This window comes from Gemmobacter caeruleus, from assembly GCF_008271655.1.
Classification (GTDB): Bacteria; Pseudomonadota; Alphaproteobacteria; order Rhodobacterales; family Rhodobacteraceae; genus Gemmobacter; species Gemmobacter caeruleus.
In genome coordinates, this window is the sequence record NZ_VKKX01000055.1 from 53,511 (window position 1) to 71,154 (window position 17,644).

Annotated in this window: 20 protein-coding genes; 4 read left to right on the forward strand and 16 right to left on the reverse strand. The window is 60.6% G+C overall.

From position 1 onward, the window contains the following. Positions 1-460: 460 nt before the first annotated feature. Positions 461-1,608 (forward strand): IS3 family transposase gene (locus FOA17_RS19390; RefSeq protein WP_407646079.1). Its coding sequence is split into 2 segments (ribosomal slippage): positions 461-716 and positions 716-1,608, totalling 1,149 coding nucleotides; the frame shifts between segments, so codons are not numbered across the junction. Between the two features lie 307 nt (positions 1,609-1,915). Here FOA17_RS19390 and FOA17_RS19395 read toward each other — a convergent pair. The 7 genes from FOA17_RS19395 to lnt form a co-directional block, all read right to left on the reverse strand. Next, positions 1,916-2,386, reverse strand: coding sequence for a DUF411 domain-containing protein (locus tag FOA17_RS19395; RefSeq protein ID WP_089258465.1), 471 nt, complete (start codon positions 2,384-2,386; stop codon positions 1,916-1,918). Beyond that, positions 2,383-3,612, reverse strand: a complete 1,230-nt coding sequence (locus FOA17_RS19400; protein WP_089258463.1) for a M23 family metallopeptidase — start codon at positions 3,610-3,612, stop codon at positions 2,383-2,385. The genes FOA17_RS19395 and FOA17_RS19400 overlap by 4 nt, the downstream gene beginning before the upstream one ends. Then, entirely contained in the window at positions 3,563-4,105 is a 543-nt protein-coding gene (locus FOA17_RS19405; protein WP_189382369.1) for an SCO family protein, read from the reverse strand. Before FOA17_RS19405 ends, FOA17_RS19400 begins: the two co-directional genes overlap by 50 nt. A gap of 38 nt (positions 4,106-4,143) precedes the next feature. Continuing rightward, positions 4,144-4,617 carry a copper chaperone PCu(A)C gene (locus FOA17_RS19410; protein ID WP_089258459.1) on the reverse strand — a complete coding sequence of 158 codons (474 nt, stop codon included), beginning with the start codon at positions 4,615-4,617 and terminating at the stop codon, positions 4,144-4,146. A 3-nt stretch (positions 4,618-4,620) separates the two neighbouring features. Continuing rightward, positions 4,621-5,214 carry an SCO family protein gene (locus FOA17_RS19415; RefSeq protein WP_089258457.1) on the reverse strand — a complete coding sequence of 198 codons (594 nt, stop codon included), beginning with the start codon at positions 5,212-5,214 and terminating at the stop codon, positions 4,621-4,623. A 104-nt stretch (positions 5,215-5,318) separates the two neighbouring features. Next, positions 5,319-5,492, reverse strand: a complete 174-nt coding sequence (locus FOA17_RS19980) for a hypothetical protein (protein WP_100196071.1) — start codon at positions 5,490-5,492, stop codon at positions 5,319-5,321. After that, positions 5,489-7,051: an apolipoprotein N-acyltransferase gene (gene lnt, locus FOA17_RS19420; RefSeq protein ID WP_089258455.1), complete on the reverse strand. Its 1,563-nt coding sequence runs from the start codon at positions 7,049-7,051 to the stop codon at positions 5,489-5,491. The genes FOA17_RS19980 and lnt overlap by 4 nt, the downstream gene beginning before the upstream one ends. A 343-nt stretch (positions 7,052-7,394) precedes the next feature. Between lnt and FOA17_RS19425 the strand changes: the two genes are divergently transcribed. Then, entirely contained in the window at positions 7,395-7,988 is a 594-nt protein-coding gene (locus FOA17_RS19425) for a L,D-transpeptidase (protein WP_089258453.1), read from the forward strand. A gap of 83 nt (positions 7,989-8,071) precedes the next feature. On the opposite strand, the gene FOA17_RS19430 is transcribed toward FOA17_RS19425, so the two are convergent. Next, positions 8,072-9,397: an Nramp family divalent metal transporter gene (locus tag FOA17_RS19430; protein ID WP_089258451.1), complete on the reverse strand. Its 1,326-nt coding sequence runs from the start codon at positions 9,395-9,397 to the stop codon at positions 8,072-8,074. A gap of 118 nt (positions 9,398-9,515) precedes the next feature. On the opposite strand from FOA17_RS19430, the gene mntR reads away from it, so the two are divergent. Continuing rightward, on the forward strand, positions 9,516-9,968 hold the full coding sequence (gene mntR, locus FOA17_RS19435) for a manganese-binding transcriptional regulator MntR (RefSeq protein ID WP_089258449.1): 453 nt from the start codon (positions 9,516-9,518) through the stop codon (positions 9,966-9,968). Positions 9,969-9,974: 6 nt separating this feature from the next. Here the strand turns inward: mntR and FOA17_RS19440 are convergent, their stop codons facing one another. From FOA17_RS19440 to FOA17_RS19460, 5 genes are read right to left on the reverse strand one after another with little or no spacing between them, the layout of a single operon-like run. Next, a complete protein-coding gene (locus FOA17_RS19440; RefSeq protein ID WP_089258447.1) occupies positions 9,975-10,634 on the reverse strand; it encodes a DsbA family protein in 660 nt (219 codons plus the stop codon). Next, the gene (locus tag FOA17_RS19445; RefSeq protein WP_089258445.1) at positions 10,631-11,068 is read right to left on the reverse strand and encodes a disulfide bond formation protein B; all 438 of its coding nucleotides are present in this window, start codon (positions 11,066-11,068) and stop codon (positions 10,631-10,633) included. The genes FOA17_RS19440 and FOA17_RS19445 overlap by 4 nt, the downstream gene beginning before the upstream one ends. Then, on the reverse strand, positions 11,055-11,540 hold the full coding sequence (gene lspA / locus FOA17_RS19450; protein ID WP_089258443.1) for a signal peptidase II: 486 nt from the start codon (positions 11,538-11,540) through the stop codon (positions 11,055-11,057). Before lspA ends, FOA17_RS19445 begins: the two co-directional genes overlap by 14 nt. Beyond that, a complete protein-coding gene (locus tag FOA17_RS19455; protein WP_089258441.1) occupies positions 11,537-12,160 on the reverse strand; it encodes a methyltransferase family protein in 624 nt (207 codons plus the stop codon). The genes lspA and FOA17_RS19455 overlap by 4 nt, the downstream gene beginning before the upstream one ends. Positions 12,161-12,164: 4 nt before the next feature. Next, a complete protein-coding gene (locus tag FOA17_RS19460) occupies positions 12,165-14,480 on the reverse strand; it encodes a heavy metal translocating P-type ATPase (RefSeq protein ID WP_413081135.1) in 2,316 nt (771 codons plus the stop codon). 83 nt (positions 14,481-14,563) lie between these two features. Between FOA17_RS19460 and FOA17_RS19465 the strand changes: the two genes are divergently transcribed. After that, on the forward strand, positions 14,564-15,001 hold the full coding sequence (locus FOA17_RS19465; protein ID WP_149143157.1) for a MerR family transcriptional regulator: 438 nt from the start codon (positions 14,564-14,566) through the stop codon (positions 14,999-15,001). Positions 15,002-15,400: 399 nt separating this feature from the next. Here FOA17_RS19465 and FOA17_RS19470 read toward each other — a convergent pair whose 3' ends face one another. From FOA17_RS19470 to FOA17_RS19480, 3 genes are all read right to left on the reverse strand, one after another. After that, the gene (locus FOA17_RS19470) at positions 15,401-16,243 is read right to left on the reverse strand and encodes a hypothetical protein (RefSeq protein ID WP_149143158.1); all 843 of its coding nucleotides are present in this window, start codon (positions 16,241-16,243) and stop codon (positions 15,401-15,403) included. A 216-nt stretch (positions 16,244-16,459) separates the two neighbouring features. Beyond that, positions 16,460-17,092: a hypothetical protein gene (locus FOA17_RS19475; RefSeq protein WP_229825825.1), complete on the reverse strand. Its 633-nt coding sequence runs from the start codon at positions 17,090-17,092 to the stop codon at positions 16,460-16,462. Further along, entirely contained in the window at positions 17,089-17,499 is a 411-nt protein-coding gene (locus tag FOA17_RS19480) for a hypothetical protein (protein ID WP_149143159.1), read from the reverse strand. The genes FOA17_RS19475 and FOA17_RS19480 overlap by 4 nt, the downstream gene beginning before the upstream one ends. Positions 17,500-17,644: the final 145 nt, after the last annotated feature.

Sequence of the window (17,644 nt, forward strand, 5' to 3'; positions counted from 1 at the left end):
CTCTATACGTGAGACGAGGTCACAGGGCTGATCAGTCAATGATGAAGCTAAGCAATAACGAAAAAGATGAGAATCCCGTCGCGGAGAGTCCGCGACGGGCATCGATCTTGCGCCGACTGGTCGTGGGCTATTCTTCCAGGCCCGGCAGTTTCGAGAGCGGAAACTTCGCGCTCTGACTTACTCTTGGTGCGCAATCAGATTCTGGAATTGAAGCGTCCAAAAAAACCTTTGTGAGATTCAACACAACCAAGTTGAAAAGTATGTCACAGAACGCCCGTCAATACACTCTCACCTAAGGAAAATCCCCCCTGCCATAACTGAAACCCATCGTTTGGGCTTCCGAGGGTCCTGCATTCTCAAAAAGGTGTATCCTGTCTTGTGAGCTACTCCCCGAAAATCGGACAGTTACGGAAGCTATGATCTGACGTCTGCTGGTCTCTAAGAACGAGGAGATCAGGATATGAAGAAACGTAGGAACCATGACGCTGGGTTCAAAGCCCGCGTGGCGCTGGAAGCCGTGAAGGGCGAACGCACGGTTTCGGAGTTGGCTGCCGAATACGGTGTGCATCCGACGATGATCCACCAGTGGAAGAAGGCTCTGCTGGAGGGGGCAGCTGACATTTTCGAACGTGGCGGCGGCAAGAAGGCCCCTGAGGTCGATGAAGACACGGTGCGGGCGTTGCATGCCAAGATCGGGGAACTGGCCGTCGCCAATGATTTTTTGTCCAGAAAGCTCAAGCCCTGGACCGGGAAGTGAGGCGTAGCATGATCGAACGGACCCACCCAAAGCTGTCGGTCGGTGAGCAGTGCCGCCTGCTGTCGATCTCGCGGTCGTCGTTCTACTACGCGCCGCAGGGCGAGACGGCGATGAACCTCGACTTCATGCTGCTGATCGACAAGCAGTTCCTGGACACCCCGTTCTACGGCGTGCGGCAGATGACTTGGCACTTGCAGAACGAGGGCCATGCCGTGAACCAGAAACGCATCCGGCGGCTGATGCGTCTCATGCGCCTGATGCCGATCTACCAGAAGCCCGACACTAGCAAGCCCGCGAAGGGGCACAAGACCTACCCCTATCTGCTGGGCGGGCTGCGGATCGACCGACCCAATCAGGTCTGGTGCGCCGACATCACCTATCTGCCGATGAGAAAGGGCTTCCTGTATCTGGTCGCCATCATGGACTGGTTCACCCGAAAGGTTCTGGCCTGGCGCATCTCCAACACGCTGGAAGCCGACTTCTGCGTCGAGGCGCTGAACGAAGCAGTTCACAAGTTCGGCACGCCCGAGATCATGAACACGGATCAGGGCAGCCAGTTCACATCCTTCGCCTGGACCGACCGGCTAAAGCGTATCGGCACCCGGATCTCGATGGACGGTAAGGGGCGCTGCCTGGACAATATCTTCATCGAGCGTCTCTGGCGGTCCCTGAAGTATGAATGCGTCTACCTGCATGCTTGGGAGACCGGATCGCAGGCCAAGGCCGGCATTGGGCGCTGGATCATCTTCTACAACCACCATCGCCCACACACTGCCCATGGCGGACAGCCGCCCGCCGTGGTCTACTTTACCGCAACCCAAACCGATCAGCAGGTGCAGGCAGTAGCTTAAATCAGCCGGAAAACTGTCCAAAAGTTGGGGAGTAGCTCACTCTCCTCAAAGTCGCCAAACCAGCCGCGAGCTGATTCTTGACGGGTACTAAGCGGGATAGTCTGCCGACACCTCATTATTCAGGTCGTCAGAACTGTCCCGCCGTATTCGGCTGCTGTACAGCGCCTACGGCAAAAATTGACGTCGATAATCCGACGTTGTGCTGAAACCTCGGTTAGTCAAAATAACATGACCGGACACCATTTTCTGCGTGAGCACCAAAAGACGCACAGGCAGTCTGGCTGATCCGATATAATTACAGTTCATGTCAGGCGGCCGGATAGCTTGAAAAAACTTCCAGGCTTCCATCCCGGCGAACCAGCAGAACGTCATAGGCGTCCCGACCGTCTTCTGATCCCATGCCCGGCGAGCCGTAAGGCATGCCGGGCACGGCGAGGCCAACTGCGTCAGGACGCTCGTCAAGAAGCCTGCGGATATCCGCAGCCGGGACATGGCCGTCTAGCGCATAGCCGTCAACAGTGCCCGTGTGACAGGAAAACGCCTTTGCTGGTATGCCCTGATCCATCTTGAAGCGGATTAACAAGGTTCCCATCGACACCTCATCCGTAACCGTGAACCCCTGTTCGCGCAGATAGTCCACCCATGCATCGCAACATTCGCAGCCACGCCCCTTTACGACATGGATCGGCGGTTCTTCCTGTGCCCTTGCAGCAGGGGCTATGGCCAAGGCGGTCGCTGCCAGAATGACCTCGCGGCGGCCGATGCGATAGTCCGTCATCCACGTTCTCCATCGATCGCCGTCATGAAGCCGGTTTCGCTGCGCCAGGTGGCGAGGGTATCGAGATCTTCTGCCGAAGCAATCTCTTGTTCCGGCAGGGCATCCTGATCTTTCGGGTCAACCGGTCGGCCGTCGACACGAACTTCGTAGTGAAGGTTGGGGCCGCTCACGAGCCCGGTCGCGCCGACGGCACCAATCTCGTCTCCAGCCTTGACCCGTGTGCCCACGCGAACGTCTTCGGCAATTTCAGAGAGATGCGCATATCGCGTCACAACCCCGCCGCCGTGATCGATGTCGATCGTGGTGCCGTAGCCGCGGATCGTTCCCGCAAAGATCACCCGCCCGGCACCAGTTGCCGAGACGTCGGTCCCCACAGGTGCCGCATAATCGATCCCGGTATGCATGCGCACGCCGCCCAACACCGGATGGTTTCGGCGGCCGAAAACGGATGACAGTCGTGCGCCAAGTATGGGCGCCGCTGAACGCTGCACGGCTTCACCGTCTTCGAAGACTATGACTGGACCCGCGGCTTCGGTCGCAACGAGTTCGAGCACGCGATCCGCAAGTTCAAGTCTGGCGTAACTCAGGCGAGGCTCTCCCGCGATGCTGCCATCGGGAAGCTGATCTTCCTGCCAGACCAGCGCGAAGGTTTCTCCGCCTTTGAGATCGCGCCTGAAATCGACCTGACCCGCAAGCAGTGCGGTCAAATCAACAGCAAATCGTTCGGGTGCATTTCGTGCCATCAGGGCGTCATAGAGAGTTCCGTTGAGGGTCAAGGTCTCTCGCCGGTCTGTCTCACGAACCGGCGGGTCAAGACGCTGTGCCGCGATCGGCCCGTCGAACGAGAGAGCGATCTCCACACCATCTTCCACGAAGAGCGATAGGCGTGTCAGCGATGCCGGATCCCAGGACGCCGTAGTCCATTCGATCCGGTGGCCAGGTCGCAGGTCCGTCAGGTCGTAGACACCTGAGAGCGCAAGGGCTGCTTCTGCCCGGACCGTCCCGGGGATTCCTGCGTGACCAAGGACGCTGTCCAGGGTGTCACCGGGGGCGATTGTGGCTTCGAATGCCACGGGCAAATGCGCCGTCGGAGGATCGGCCACTGCCTGGAGCGGGGCGAAAGCCGCGATAGCAAGGATCAGAAATGCGGAGCGGATCATCTGGCAGAATGACCTTTCAACTGAGGGTTCGGCGGAGTTTGGGGACGGCGAAACGCCGGTCTTCATGGAAGTCTATGATGCTGGCAAAGCGCCCATCGGGGTGGAAAAGAAATACACCGGCGGTGTGGTCCATCGTGTAGTCGCCGCCCTCCTTATCGACGCGGCGATAGGTTGCGCGAAAATCCGCGGCCGCCTGAGCGACCTCGTCAGCAGGGCCCGTCAGCCCAATGATGCGTGGATCGAAGTTGCTGACGTAACCGGCTAGGGCATCGGGCGTGTCGCGCTCCGGATCGACCGAAATCAACGCCACGATCAAACGATCCGCGTCGGCACCCAGCTCCTCGAGCCAGAGCGATATGTCGCTCAATGTGGTCGGGCAGACGTCCGGGCACCAGGTGAAGCCGAAAAATACCATGACAGGGCGACCGGCCCAGTCAGAAGGTCGGACCAAGCGACCCTGGTGGTCGGTCAATGTCCAGGTCATCTGACCGATCGGCACGGGCAGGACCTCGCTGCGGGCTGGCCGATTGCGCGTGCGATAGGCCCCGACGCCCAGCATGAAGGCGACGGCTCCGACTGCCCCTCCCGCACCCAGGATTATTGCCCTGCGTCGGCGCAATCCGGACCCTCCGCGCGCAACGAGAGGACGTCGACATTCACGGTAACCTCGCCAGACTTTTCGAAGGAAAGGGTAACCGGAAAGCTGTCGCCCTCCTTGAGGGCCGTCGTCAGCTCCATCAGCATGCCGTGGTAGCCACCCGGCGCGAGCTGGACACTCTGACCGGCAGGGACCGGGACTGACATCGCATGCGGCATCGATGCGATGCCATCCTGTACGACAGTCTCGTGCAACATCGGCATTCCGGCTGCTGGCGTCGTGATGCCAACGAGCGCATCGTCGGTCGTCCCGGAGTTCTTGATCTCGACATAGAACACTCCGGGCCGTCCCGCGCCGATTGTCGCCTTGGACCAAGCGTGTTCAACGGTAAGATCGCCGATTGTCACGGTCTCACAGGCCATTGCTGCAGGTGCGGAGAAGATCAGTGTTGTGGCGAGAAGGAAGTGTTTCATGGGTCAGAGCCTTGTTAGAAGGTCGGAAACGATTTCGGCAGCAGATGTACCGTAGGTGAATTGACGCAGCCACTCCCCGTCTGGGCCGATGAGATAAAGGCTAGGGCTGTGCGCCATCGTGTATCCGTCCGGCGACGAAGTGTCGGCCTCCTGCTCGTAGAAGATCTTGAAGCTTGCGGCCGCAGACTTTGTATCCTCTTCGCTTCCTGCCAAAGCAAGGATCGCTGGATGAAAGGCCTTTGTGTAGTCATCCAGCCCTAAACGCCTGTCCCGTTCTGGATCGATTGAAATGAAAATCGGCTGCACCGATCCCGCGGCAGATCCAAGATCATCCATGACCTGAGCGACTTCGGAGAGCGTCGTCGGACAGACATCCGGGCAGCTTGTAAAGCCGAAGAACACCAACAGGAACTTTCCGCGAAATTCGGCAGTCGTGCGCATACGGCCTTCGCTGTCTGCAAGCGCGAAGGTAGGCATAAAGGCTGAATCAGCTGTTGCGGTGTCGTCCGTTGCAGGCCACCACCGCACCGCCAAAAACGTGATGACCGCCGCAGTGGCGGCGATCCAAAGGATAATCTGAAGAGAACGAAGACGCATGAACAGTCCGGAAGGCGAGATCAGCCTGTCGTCTAGAACCTCGAGCAACTAGAGGTTCAACCGACGAAAAAGTGAGGATTTCAGGATCGGCGATGTTTCGCCGATCAGGCTGCCCCAAGATACCTTGCGAGAGCGATTCCAAGGAGAGTGCCGAGCAGCCCGAAGGCGATGGCGAAGCCTGCGCCGTACTGCAGGCGGTCGACGGTCTTTCCGCCCCGCCGCCGTGCAACGAGGTAACCCCAAAGGAACCCGATGATTGCGAAGAGCGGCCCGATCATTTCGATGCACCTTTCAGGTTTGCCTGTTGCTGCCGGGCCCAATAGCCACTGATCGCCCACGAAGTGAGCATGAGAAAGAGAAGCGCCCAGTCTCCGAAGCGGGCGTAGATGGTTGCGGGCAATGGGCGGGGCAAGCGGATGTCGATCACGCCTGACGTGTCGATTTCGAGCATGGCCAATGTTGCCCCGTAGGAATCAACCACTGCCGAAATTCCCGTGTTGGCGGCCCGGACGAGAGGCAGGCCCTCTTCAATGGCCCGCATCCGGGCCGATGCCAAATGCTGCCATGGCCCGATCGAGGCACCGAACCAAGCGTCGTTTGTCGCGTTGAAGATCCAGTCCGGTCTGATCGCATCATCGACCACGTGTCCGGGAAAAATGATCTCATAGCAGATTGCGATCCCTGCATAGGGGTGTGGGCCGAACGCCAGTGTCCGGGGCCCTGGCCCCGGCGTGAAGTCTCCGAGCGATTGAACCAGACGCTGAAGGGGCAAAAGGCTCCGCCACGGAACGTATTCACCGAACGGGACGAGATGATGTTTGGCATAGCGGGTCAGGATGGTGCCGTCACGAGAGATAGCAAGCACGGCATTCCGGTAGACTGTCCCGGCCCCGGTTTCCTCCCGTTCCGGGCTGCCTGTCAGCAAGACGCCGGTCTCGGGCAAGAGCCAGCCCAACATTGCCCGGGCACCGGCATCCTCTGCCAGGAACCCTGGCCAAGCGGTTTCCGGCCAGAGCAGAATGTCGAAGTCGCCGGGCTGGGCCGAAAGCGCGATGAGTTTCAGGATGTTTGAGTTTCGGGTGGCATCATCCCATTTGGCACTCTGTGCGATGTTCGGCTGGACGACACGGATTTGCGCGCCGCGCTCTGACGGCACATCGGCGAACAGCAAGCGCATTGCACCAAATGCGGTCACCGACAAGGCGATCGCGCCCGCAGTGGCGAGGCGGCTGATGCGTTTCCCGTCGGCGGCCGAGACAAAAGCCAGTCCGGCCAGCGCGGCGCAGAGCACCAGAAGAAATCCCAGGCCGTAGCTTCCGAAGACAGAGGAAGCCTGCGCAGCGACCGGCCAGTCAGAGAGTGTGTAGGCAGCCAGGTTCCAGGGAAACCCGGTGAGAACATGGCCTCGCAGCCACTCCGTGGCGGTCCAGCTTGTCGCCATCGAGAGTGCCAACGGCAACCCGGCGCGTTCCATCCGTGCCGCCAGAGCGCAGGCCAGGGCAGGAAAGACCGACAGAAGCGCCGAAAGACCAAGAACCGCCGGCAGAGCCAGCCAACCGAACCGGTCCGCCTCAACCTGAAAACTTTCGGTGATCCAGAAAAGCCCGGGCACGAATTGACCGAGGCCGAAGAAGTATCCCAGCCTGAACGCGATGAAACCGGATGCGCGACGCACCAACACTGCCAGCAGAGCAAAGGCGATCAGCGCAAGTGGCAAGATCGAGTATGGCTGCAGAGCCAAGACGAAAAGGACACCTGCCACGATGGCGGCCCCCAAACTGGCCCAGCTTTGGACAGGCTTCCGGCTCGAGAACTGGTGTGCGCTTGAAACGTACATTCTTGCCACAACCCCTAAAATGGGAGGGATGGATAGCTGCTCTAGTAGCTTGAGGTGCAACGCATATGTTCGAAGATCACGGCATTGTCAGATTGGTGGCGCAGCGGTCGATTTTCGACGTGGGCTTGAAACTGTGGAAGGATCTTCCGCTTAGAACAAAACGACCAAGAGTTGGTGGGACATCTTCGTCGCTTGCAAGCCGCCAGATAAACTAGTGTGCGGTTGCGGGGAGAAAGGATGGTCGCGCTCATCGCCCCGAGTGCCGCGTGCTAACGGCTGTTTGATTTGCCTCGTCCACGAGCGAACGATACTCACACTCGAAAAGCGCTTGGAGGAGTGTTCCATGACCAGCGATTTGATGAAGCGGCGGGCTTTGCTGAGGGGCGCAATCGGGGTGGCCAGTTTTGCATCCCTGCCAGCCTGGGCGCAGGAAGGCAGCACGGAGTTTCAAGCTCCCGTCTCCAGCAGCGTGCGGAACAACGTGTCCAGCTTCCGGATGCCTCAGTGGCAGGATTACTTTGAGAACACCCGCGGTGGCGCGATCCTTGCGGACACCAAGTCACGTGCACTGCACTTTTGGTCAGAAGATCAATCGATCTACCTTCTCTATCCATCGTCCGTCCCTCTGTCCGAGGAACTGACCCGGCTCGGGCGAACCGAGGTTGTCCGCAAGGCCGTGAACCCGCCGTGGCGCCCGACGGCTTCCATGCTCGAGCGAAACCCAGATTGGCCGAAGATGGTGGAGGGCGGTGCACCTGACAACCCACTGGGTGTTCGGGGATTGTATCTGTCATGGCCAGCCTACTTGATCCACGGTACTCACGACACCCGAAAGATCGGACGCAGATCATCGAATGGATGCATCGGTCTATACAATGAGCATGTCATAGAACTCTACGACATCGCACAAGTTGGCACTCAGGTGCTGCTGATCTGATTTCTTGTACCGCCACACTCTTTGACCCAAGCGGGTTTCCGTGACGGGTTTCACCCTTGGAATCCAGAAGGAACAAGCAGGCGTTAGCCCAACACAACAGTCGACAGCAGATTCACGTTTAGCACGATGATCACCGTCGCGATCAACCAGCACACGGCAGTCAACCACCATGGAGCCACCAGTTCGCCCATCTTGGCGCGGCTGGCGGTGAACATGACCAAAGGCACGATGGCAAAAGGCAGCTGGAATGACAGCACGACCTGACTGAGGATCAGAAGCTGCCCCACGCCTTCGGTGCCATAAAGCAGGATCACGAAGATCGCGGGCACGATCGCAAGGCAGCGGGTGATGAGCCGCCGCGCCCAGGGGGCGATGCGCAAATTGATGAACCCTTCCATCACGATCTGGCCTGCCATGGTAGCGGTCACTGTGGAATTGAGGCCCGCACACAACAGCGCCACGCCGAACAGGATCGGCGCCAGCGATGATCCCAGCAAGGGCTCTAGGAGCAAATGCGCCTTGTCGATCTCGGCCACGTCGTTTTCGCCCGCAGTGTAGAAGGTGGCGGCCGCGAGGATCAGGATAGAGGCATTGATTGTCAGAGCGAACATCAGCGCGATGGTGCTGTCCCAGGTCGCCAGTCGCAGCGCCTCGCGCTTGGCGGGCAAGTCAAGGCCGAAGGCGCGGGTCTGCACGATGCCGGAATGTAAGTAAAGATTGTGGGGCATCACGGTCGCACCGATGATCCCGAGCGCCAAATAGAGCATGGTCGGGTTGCCCAAGATCTCGCGGCTGGGGGCAAACCCGGCGATGACCTCACCCCACACCGGATCAGCCTGCGCGATGAGCACGACGAAACAGGCGGCGATTAGCGCCATAAGCGAGATGATCAGAGCCTCGATCCAGCGGAAGCCCTTGTTCTGGAGCCACAGGATCAGGAACACGTCAGCAGCGGTGATGAAGATGCCAATCTCCAGCGGAATGCCGAAGAGCAGATTTAGGCCGATGGCGGTGCCGATCACCTCAGCCAGGTCGGTGGCGATGATGGCCAGTTCGGCAAAGATCCAGAGGGGAATGGACATCCACTTCGGAAAGGCGTCGCGGCAGGCTTGTGCCAAATCGCGGCCCGACGCGACCGCCAGGCGCGCGCAGAGAGATTGCAGGAGGATCGCCATGATGTTCGACAGCAGCGCGACGAACAACAGCGTGTAGCCAAAGGCCGCACCACCCGCGAGCGAGGTCGCCCAGTTGCCGGGGTCCATGTAGCCCACGGCCACTAGGTATCCGGGGCCGATGAAAGCAAGGAAGCGCCTGAACCTGCTGGTGCCGCCATTGCCGACCGCGATAGTGCGGAAGACTTCCGAAAGGGAGGGTGTCTCGCTCTCTCGACGCCAAGCGTTCGCGGACATGGATTTTGCTTTCTGCAGTCATATGGTCGCGCCAAAGTCTTGGCGCACAAAGTTAGACATGGCTAACAATCTGCCCTATGCCTTTACTTGTCAATCCATCCCATGCGACACTGACGCGATGACAGAGTTTGATCCTGCACCCCACGCCACATCGGATGACCGGCCTGCGGACCTGCGCGCCGGAGCGTTTCAGGGCGTGCGCGAAGCCCGGCGCAATGAGCTGGCCGAGGATTACGTCGAACTGATTGCGGAGTTGATCCACGACCAAGGTGAGGCGCGGCCCGTGGACATCGCCGCGCGGCTTGGCGTGAAAGTGCCGACGGTGAGCAAGACGCTCGACCGCCTGGCGCGGGAGGGGCTGATCACGCGCGCGAAGTATCGGTCGGTCTTTCTGACAGATGACGGGCGTTCGCTGGCAAAGGAATGCCGGCGGCGGCACGAGATCGTGCTGCGCTTTCTCATCAGTCTAGGTCTCGACCCCGTAACGGCGGAGCGCGATGCCGAGGGCATCGAGCATCACGTCAGCGAGCGGACGCTGGCCCTGTTTTCGGCCTTCGCTAGCCGGTCCTGAACGCCGTCAGCTATTCTGGACCGCGAACCGCACATCGGCGATCAGGCTGTCGGCGCTGAAGTTTTCCAGCCGCTTTCCGTTCAAGAAAAACGTCGGTGTCTGGCGGATGCCCAGGGCTTCGACATCGGCCGCGTCCTGGTTCAGAATTCCGGTGATCCCCGGGAAGAACTGGTCGGTTTCTGCCTTCTCGAGATCGAGACCTGCCGCACCAGCGATTTCCCAAGCGACATCCATCTCTGGCGAGCCGTGAACGGCCCAACCGGGCTGCTGCTCGAGAAGTGCGTCCAGCACCGGCTCGAACTTGTCCTGCATCCGCGCGGCCTCGAGGATGCGCACGGCCTCGTCCGAGCCTTCGTGGAAGACGGTGTAGCGCAGCACAACGCGGACCTGCGTCGGAAACTGCCGTCGGATTTCCTGCACCACCGGGTGGTAAGCGCGGCAGGCCTCGCAAGAGGGATCGAAGAACTCGACCAATGTGACGGGCGCATCGGCGGGACCGAAGCTGGGGGAATACTCTCGGACCAAAAGCGCCTGATCTGCGGTGGGCGTGGCGGCTGCCAGTGCCTCGGCCTCGGCTTCACGGCGACGGTTCAGGATGATGGTGCCAGCTGCAAAGGCGGCAAGCCCGACTGCGGATGCTCCGATCAGGAGGTTGCGGCGATTCATGGGCGGTGCCCTTTCGGCAAGAGGAGACAAACAAGGATCGCCGCGAAGGCGACCGCTGAAAGATAGGGGATGGGCAGGCCGAGGATCATCTGCGCCTCGCCGGTGCAGGATGGGCCATTCTCAGTGCAAGGCACGATAGGCGCGGGCAAGAGGCCGGCGTATAGGCCCGAATGCCAGGCCGCTAGCGCCAGCCCGGCCAAGGCCAACGGCAAGGCGTATGTGCGCGCTATGCCGTCTGCACGCCAGAGCGACAGACCAAGGATTGGCACGAGCGGGAACATGGCGATGCGCTGATACCAGCAGAGCGTACAGGGCATCTGTCCCAACACTTCGCCGATAAAGAGCGCGCCAAGCGTCGCCGCCAATGCAATCAGGAAGGCGGCGATCAGTGAGAGATCGTCGCGCGACAGACTCTGCGGGTCAGCTTTGGTCAAGAACAGGCTCCTTGCGGCGTCGAAGGGGAAGAGAGGCGGCAAGGATCAAGACCGCGCCCAGAGTGATCGCAATATCGGCGACGTTGAACGTGGGCCAATGCCAGTCGCGCCAATAGAAATCAAGAAAATCGGTCACGGCACCCTGTCGCAGGCGGTCGATGATGTTGCCAAGCGCCCCACCCACAACCAGGCCATAACCTATTCGTTCCAGCGGGTGCTGCGCCCGAAAAGCCATGACGGCGAAGGCAAGCGTCAGCGCGCCCGTCAGCGCCGCCATCAGGAGCGGCTTGCCCGCCATGACGCCACCCATCATACCAAAACTCGCACCCTCGTTGAAGCCAAGGGTGAGGTTGAAGCCCGGAAAAACCGGGACCGCAATCCCCTGCGACAGCGCAGACAGGGCCGCTGCCTTGGTCAATTGGTCTGCCACCACTGTGGCAGCGATCAGGCAGATCAGCACCGCTCGGGTCATCGTGCAGCCTTTCGGTTTATGCCGATCCAGCGCGGGACCGATGCGGCGTAACGGTCATAGTCAGACCCGATTGCGTCATGCAGGGCGGCCTCTTCCGACCGGACTTGCGTGCTGGCCGACCAGAGAAACAGGATTGGCGCGAGGACTGTCGGGACTGCCGGAACCGCCATCGCAACACCTGCCAGCAGGGCAAACTGACCGACAAAGGTTGGGTTGCGGCTAAAGCGGTAGAGCCCGTTCGAGACCAGATCGCCGGTCTCGCCGCCTGCCACGCCGACGCGCCACGACGATCCCATCGACATCTGTGCTGCAAAGGCGACCATCGCGCCAAGTCCGGCGACAAATACTCCGATCAGGCCGAGGACCACGGCACCCCCCTCGGTCCAGAGGGGATCGACCTTGTGCAGGGCAGGCATGGCGAGCCAGAGGAGTGGCCCGAAAAAGGCAAGTACGAAGGCGAGACGGAAGCCCATCGCAGCCAGACGGTCGCGTCCCGTGGCGCGCGAAAACAGCCAGACAGGCCGACCCGCCGCTTGCGCCGCCAGCGCACTACCCCAGAAGAACAGAGCCAGATAGCCGAACAGAAGGGCCAACGCGGCCCAGCCAAAACCTGAGATCATGATGTCAGCTCTCACGCTCAGGGTTGAACCGAAGCAGGCGCAGGGCGTTCAGGGTCACAAGCACTGTCGCCCCGGTATCGGCCAGGATCGCAATCCACAGGCCGGTCAGACCGAAAACCGAGGTCACCAGAAACACGGCTTTCAGCCCCAATGCGATGGTCACGTTCTGGCGGATGTTGGCCATCGCTACACGCGACAGGCGGATCGTGGCGGGGATGTCTGTCACCCGGTCGCGCAGGATTGCCGCATCGGCGGTTTCCAGCGCCACATCGGTGCCCGAGCCCATCGCCACGCCGACCGACGCCTGCTTCAGCGCCGGCGCATCGTTGATACCGTCGCCAATCATCATGACGCCACCCTTGGAGCCAATCTCGCGGATATAGGCGAGCTTGTCTTCGGGTAGCATGTCGGCCTCGAACCGCAGGCCGAGGCTTCCGGCAATCGCGGAGGCTGTGCGGGGGTTATCCCCGGTCAGGATCACAGAGGTCACCCCCATGGCCGTCAGCTGGCGCACAGCATCCTTGGCGTCCGCCCGTGGCTCGTCTCGCATGGCGATCAACCCAAGTGGGGTCTTCTCCCGGAACACCGCAACAGCGGTCTTGCCATCCTCTTCGAAGATTGTGGCCTGTCGCAAACCAAGGGCTTCAAGCCCACCATGTTCCATCGCGTAACGCGGAGAGGTGACCCATGCAGGCGCACCACCCACCGTCGCGACCACGCCTTTCCCCATCAACGCCTTTGCATCCTGCGACGACAGCGCGGCCACGCCTGCGTCCTTTGCCTTGTTCAGGATGGCGATGGCCAGCGGGTGGCTCGACCCCGTCTCGACCCCGGCCGCAACGGCCAGAAGCTCGGCTTTGGTGGTGGCCCCGAACGGCACGACGTCCGTCACCTGTGGACGACCATGTGTCAACGTCCCGGTCTTGTCGAAGGTCACGACATCAACCTTCGCCGCCGCCTCGATCACGGCACCGCCTTTCATCAAGAGGCCGCGCCGCGCGCCCGTGGACATAGCCGAGGCAATGGAAGCGGGGACCGAAATGACCAGCGCGCAAGGGCAACCGATCAGCAGTAGGGCAAGACCGCGGTAAACCCAGGTGTCCCAAGGCTGGTCGAACGCCAGCGGCGGCACCAGCGCCACCAGCGCCGCCACGGCAACGATGGCGGGCATATACCAGCGGCTGAAGCGGTCGATGAAGCGCTCGGTCGGCGCGCGGGCCTCCTCGGCCTCTTCGACCAGACGGATGATGCGGGCGATGGTGTTGTCTTCCGCGCCCTTAGTGACTTTTACCCGCAGCGCTGCCTCGGTGTTGATTGCGCCTGCGAAGACCGCATCCCCCGGCCCGCGCGTCTTGGGCACGCTTTCGCCAGTGACCGGGCTTTCATCGACGCCCGACGTGCCGTCCACGATCTCGCCATCCGCCGGAATCCGGTCGCCGGGGCGGACCAGCACGGTCTGGCCCACGTTCAGGCTTGCGGCAGGCACCTCGCGCGTGGTGTCGCCGGTGACGAGTTGCGCGGTCTTCGGGACAAGATTTGCCAGCGCCCGGATCCCGTCGCGCGCTTTGCCTGCCGCGACGCCTTCCAAAACTTCGCCCACGGCGAAGAGGAAAACGACCAACGCCGCCTCTTCGGCCGCATTGATGAACAGCGCGCCGATGGCAGCGATGGTCATCAGGCTTTCGATGGTAAATGGTTGCCCCATCCGCAATGCCGCAAAGGCACGCTGCGCCACCGGGGCCACGCCGATCAGACAGGCCGCGACGAAGGCCCATTTGCCGATCTCGGGCGCAAGATATTCGATGATCCAGGCGGCACCCAGCAAAAAGGCAGTGAAGATCACCAGCCTACCCTTGGCCGTTTGAAACCACCGCTTGCTCCGGTCAGCAGGGTCGTCATGGATATGGCCGGCGCTACCGTGGCTGGACTCGTCCTGCTTGGTGCCGGCTGCCTTTAGGCCGTGATCGTGACCGGCATGATTGTGACTGGCATGATCGTGTTTGGCGTGATTGACATCCGCATCCGCGTCAGTCTTTTCGACTGCAGCTTGTCCGGGCAAAACGAACTCTTTCTTCGCCGATGCCGTGCGTGGCGCAATCTCGTAGCCAAGTGCGCGGACAGTCTTCTCGATCCTGTCTTTCCCGGTCTGTGTTTCATCGAGCGTCAGTCGCAGGCGCTCCGACATGATCCCGACCTCAACGCCGCTTACTCCCGGCAGACGCGCGACAGCATCTTTGATTTTAGTTGCGCAGGACCCGCAGTCCATGCCTGTCACTGTCCAGTCGCAGGACGTTTCGCGTGCAGCTTCTGGCATCGTCATTCCTCCTGCCGCAGGGCGGGCAGTTGATTTCATCGAATCAGTAACTTAATGTCTCTAGCAACTATAGCTTCAAGAGGAATCTGATGCTGACCATCGGAAAATTGGGCGAAGCCGCCGGGGTGAAGGTTCCGACGATTCGCTACTACGAGCAGATCGGCCTTTTGCCCAAAGCGGAGCGTAGCTCAGGTAACCAGCGGCTTTACAGCCGCAAAGCGCTGGAACGGCTGGCCTTCATCCGCCACGCCCGAGACCTGGGCTTCAGCCTCGAGGCAATCCGCGACCTCCTCAGCCTGTCGGACAAGCCCGACCAATCCTGTGCCGGCGCCGATGCCATCGCCAAGGCGCAACTGGCTGAGGTCGAAAGCCGTCTTGCGAGGCTGACGGCGTTGAAAAGTGAACTGGAACGCATGGTCGTGCAATGCGCAGGCGGGAAAATCGCCGATTGCCGGGTGATCGAAGTGCTGGGCGACCATTCCCTATGCTCTGCTGATCACCGCCACCCCGAGCCTGAGCCGAATTGACGGCCGCCAAAAGCGCGCGTGCGGTTGATGCCGGAGCGGCGTCGGCGCGAGATCGCGGTGTGCTTCATCTATTGGACATATACGCGCCAAGTCGCAACAAAACTTTGACTGGTTCCCGGTTTGGCAAGTCCTGCCATCTTCTCCAGTCTGTTAACCTTGGTACTTTCGAATCTTGCAAGAAGGTCGGGTGCGGTGAATGATGAGATCTACATCATTTCCTTTCGGTTCCTGGCGTGCAGAGCAGTAGTGGTCGAATCATGTCTGACTAACGCACCAGTCGTTCTTTTTTCCCTCCTGACCGGCGCGAGACGTCACGTAACAAGCAATCGCTCAAACCAAAAAGCTGGTCAACGACTGCTTACCGTGGCCACGATGAATTAGAATTCGGAGTTTCTCTTCTCATCGCGATATCTCAGACGCGATGACCGCGTAGCCATGGACCGCAAGGATGGCCGCGAACCTTGCGCATCCGAATTGTTCAGCGACTCTAATAACCCGGGCATCGTAGGCCGCTTTGCCAATAAGCCTGCAGAGATCAGATGCGTGAAACTGCCAATTCTTGCTCGGAGCAGCCGAAATCAGCCGCTGCAGTTCCTGTTCCTTCAGGGTTGCCGCGCGCTTCGGCTCTACGTGCACAGCGCCTTTCACTTTCGTTTCTGGCAAGGCGCGCCACCGCCGCATGAAGCCCAGAAGAAACCCCGCGGGCACAGCTGCATTCCCGCGCGCTCTGTTGAAGGCAACGAAGCGCTCCCAAATGACCTGCGCATCGACGTTCCAGCAGGCGAGCGACGCTTTCGCAGCCTTGATCAGATCCGCCCAAGGTGTGCGATAAACGTTGCTCCCTGCATCAATGTCGATCCTGCCTGCAAAGATAGTTTTGTTCTTAGAGTCGCTAGATAGTGATGTGTCGCCTGAGGCTGACACGACATCTGGCGGCGCATCGGCAGCCTCGTGCCCCCCAAACCTGAAGAGCCACGGCGCGAACTTACCGTTTGGCTTCCACCGGACCAGCGCCAATCCTGAAGCCGCAAGCTCGACCAACAGTGCCGTGAGGTGCTGACGCGACACTCCCATCTTCTCGGCGAGATGCGCCAGCGTGAACGCGGCTGTTCCGCGCTCCAGGCCGTTGTAGCCATCCTTCCAGGCGATCCCGTCGAGGATGATCGTCGCGAGCTTGTGCGCCGCCGTGGAGAGCGGCGTTTCGGTGATACGGCGCAGGATGGCACCGGTCGTGAGTTCCATGATGTGTCGTTCCGTCTTGGGGCGACACCAGACCGTGAGGCGTGCAAAATTTCGTTTCGGCAAAGGCATTTGCCGGTTGAACGGACCCAAAGCTCGCGCTAGATTCCCACTACCACGAGGGAATTCAGTGCGGCGTCGGGCCTATGGTCTGGCGTCGTTTCTGTTTCTCGGTGCTACGTCTTCCGATCGTTATGTCAGAGGGGGGTCGTTCAGGGCTCAGTAATGAACCTCTTCGTGTCCGTAGCTGCCTTCATAGTCGCGCCACTCGACGAAGACTGACCGGTGCCGATAGTCGCGGCAATCCGCAGGAACAGCGAGATCTGATGCAGCTGGAACAGCAGAAACACTGCTCCGGCGACGGCTGTAGTCGCCCTGATCGCCATAGGTGCCCATGTACACGACGCCCCAGCTGTTGCAGTCGCCATGCTGATTGCGTCGCTGCTGGTAGGTGATCTCGAACACGCGGATCGAGCGGACGAAGTCAAACGCGGGATCGGAGATGTCGACATCTGCCCGGTCCTGGACGAGCTGAAGCGCCCACGGCGTTTCTGGGATCGAGACGAGAGGTTCACCGCGAACGGCGATGTCGAACAGGCGCTCGATCGGTTGCGCCTCACCATGGAAACTCGCCCGCATTGGACAGTTCCAGATCTGCAGCGGCGGTTCGATCGGCCAGGGTGTGATGCGCCGGATGAAGACCGCCCGCGCGTGGGCGCATTCGGCGGAGGCCGGCCAGCCCCCTGCGAGACAGAGGAGGATCGCGCAGTCGACCGGATAGGCAGCGGCCGGTGAGACGACGGCAGTCGAAAGCCCAAGACCAAGGAGCAGGGCATGGAGGTGACGTTTCACGGGAGATCCTTTCTCACAGGGATGGTGTTGATGAGGCGGGTGTAGGCCTTGGTCGCCGCCCGGGCCTCATCCATGACGCGGGCGCGCTCTTCATCGAGGCAGGCGATGTGTTCCGTGATCGACGAGAAATACGTCTCGAACTCTGCGGCAATTTCTGCGCGGTACTCGGTCAGGACGTCGACTGGCAGCTCGGTACTCGGTGCTTCAGGGGGCAGGCAACGAATCACCTCAGGTTGTGCCGAGGTGGGGGCCACACCGAGCAAGGTGCTCGTTGCTACGGCGTATGCGACACGCAGCACGCCCATCTGACGTAAATGCATCGCGCTGATCGGCACCGGAGGCGGGGCGCTATTTCCCTTGTTCCGTAGGTCGCGCGAGGTCTGTTGATCTTCTGAATTCGTCGACACCTTCGGTCCTTCCCCAGTCATCAATCTCGCGTCTGGCCGACCAGGAGCGACCCTTGTCGAACGCCATCGAAGACTTATTTTATAGTGTTTGTCATTTTTACGTTGTATGCGCCAGACTTTCTGTTAGGCATCGCCGCACGGAAAA

What these genes read in the sequence shown, in the direction of transcription:
- FOA17_RS19470 (WP_149143158.1), bottom strand. Translation starts at nt 16,243, where the DNA reads ATGGAACTCACGACCGGTGCCATCCTGCGCCGTATCACCGAAACGCCG.
- FOA17_RS19430 (WP_089258451.1), bottom strand. Translation starts at nt 9,397, where the DNA reads ATGTCCGCGAACGCTTGGCGTCGAGAGAGCGAGACACCCTCCCTTTCG.
- FOA17_RS19455 (WP_089258441.1), bottom strand. Translation starts at nt 12,160, where the DNA reads ATGATCTCAGGTTTTGGCTGGGCCGCGTTGGCCCTTCTGTTCGGCTAT.
- FOA17_RS19425 (WP_089258453.1), top strand. Translation starts at nt 7,395, where the DNA reads ATGACCAGCGATTTGATGAAGCGGCGGGCTTTGCTGAGGGGCGCAATC.
- FOA17_RS19410 (WP_089258459.1), bottom strand. Translation starts at nt 4,617, where the DNA reads ATGAAACACTTCCTTCTCGCCACAACACTGATCTTCTCCGCACCTGCA.
- FOA17_RS19440 (WP_089258447.1), bottom strand. Translation starts at nt 10,634, where the DNA reads ATGAATCGCCGCAACCTCCTGATCGGAGCATCCGCAGTCGGGCTTGCC.
- FOA17_RS19460 (WP_413081135.1), bottom strand. Translation starts at nt 14,480, where the DNA reads ATGACGATGCCAGAAGCTGCACGCGAAACGTCCTGCGACTGGACAGTG.
- FOA17_RS19465 (WP_149143157.1), top strand. Translation starts at nt 14,564, where the DNA reads ATGCTGACCATCGGAAAATTGGGCGAAGCCGCCGGGGTGAAGGTTCCG.
- mntR (WP_089258449.1), top strand. Translation starts at nt 9,516, where the DNA reads ATGACAGAGTTTGATCCTGCACCCCACGCCACATCGGATGACCGGCCT.
- lspA (WP_089258443.1), bottom strand. Translation starts at nt 11,540, where the DNA reads ATGACCCGAGCGGTGCTGATCTGCCTGATCGCTGCCACAGTGGTGGCA.
- FOA17_RS19980 (WP_100196071.1), bottom strand. Translation starts at nt 5,492, where the DNA reads ATGATCGGGCCGCTCTTCGCAATCATCGGGTTCCTTTGGGGTTACCTC.
- FOA17_RS19400 (WP_089258463.1), bottom strand. Translation starts at nt 3,612, where the DNA reads ATGAAGACCGGCGTTTCGCCGTCCCCAAACTCCGCCGAACCCTCAGTT.
- lnt (WP_089258455.1), bottom strand. Translation starts at nt 7,051, where the DNA reads ATGTACGTTTCAAGCGCACACCAGTTCTCGAGCCGGAAGCCTGTCCAA.
- FOA17_RS19395 (WP_089258465.1), bottom strand. Translation starts at nt 2,386, where the DNA reads ATGACGGACTATCGCATCGGCCGCCGCGAGGTCATTCTGGCAGCGACC.
- FOA17_RS19405 (WP_189382369.1), bottom strand. Translation starts at nt 4,105, where the DNA reads ATGCTGGGCGTCGGGGCCTATCGCACGCGCAATCGGCCAGCCCGCAGC.
- FOA17_RS19415 (WP_089258457.1), bottom strand. Translation starts at nt 5,214, where the DNA reads ATGCGTCTTCGTTCTCTTCAGATTATCCTTTGGATCGCCGCCACTGCG.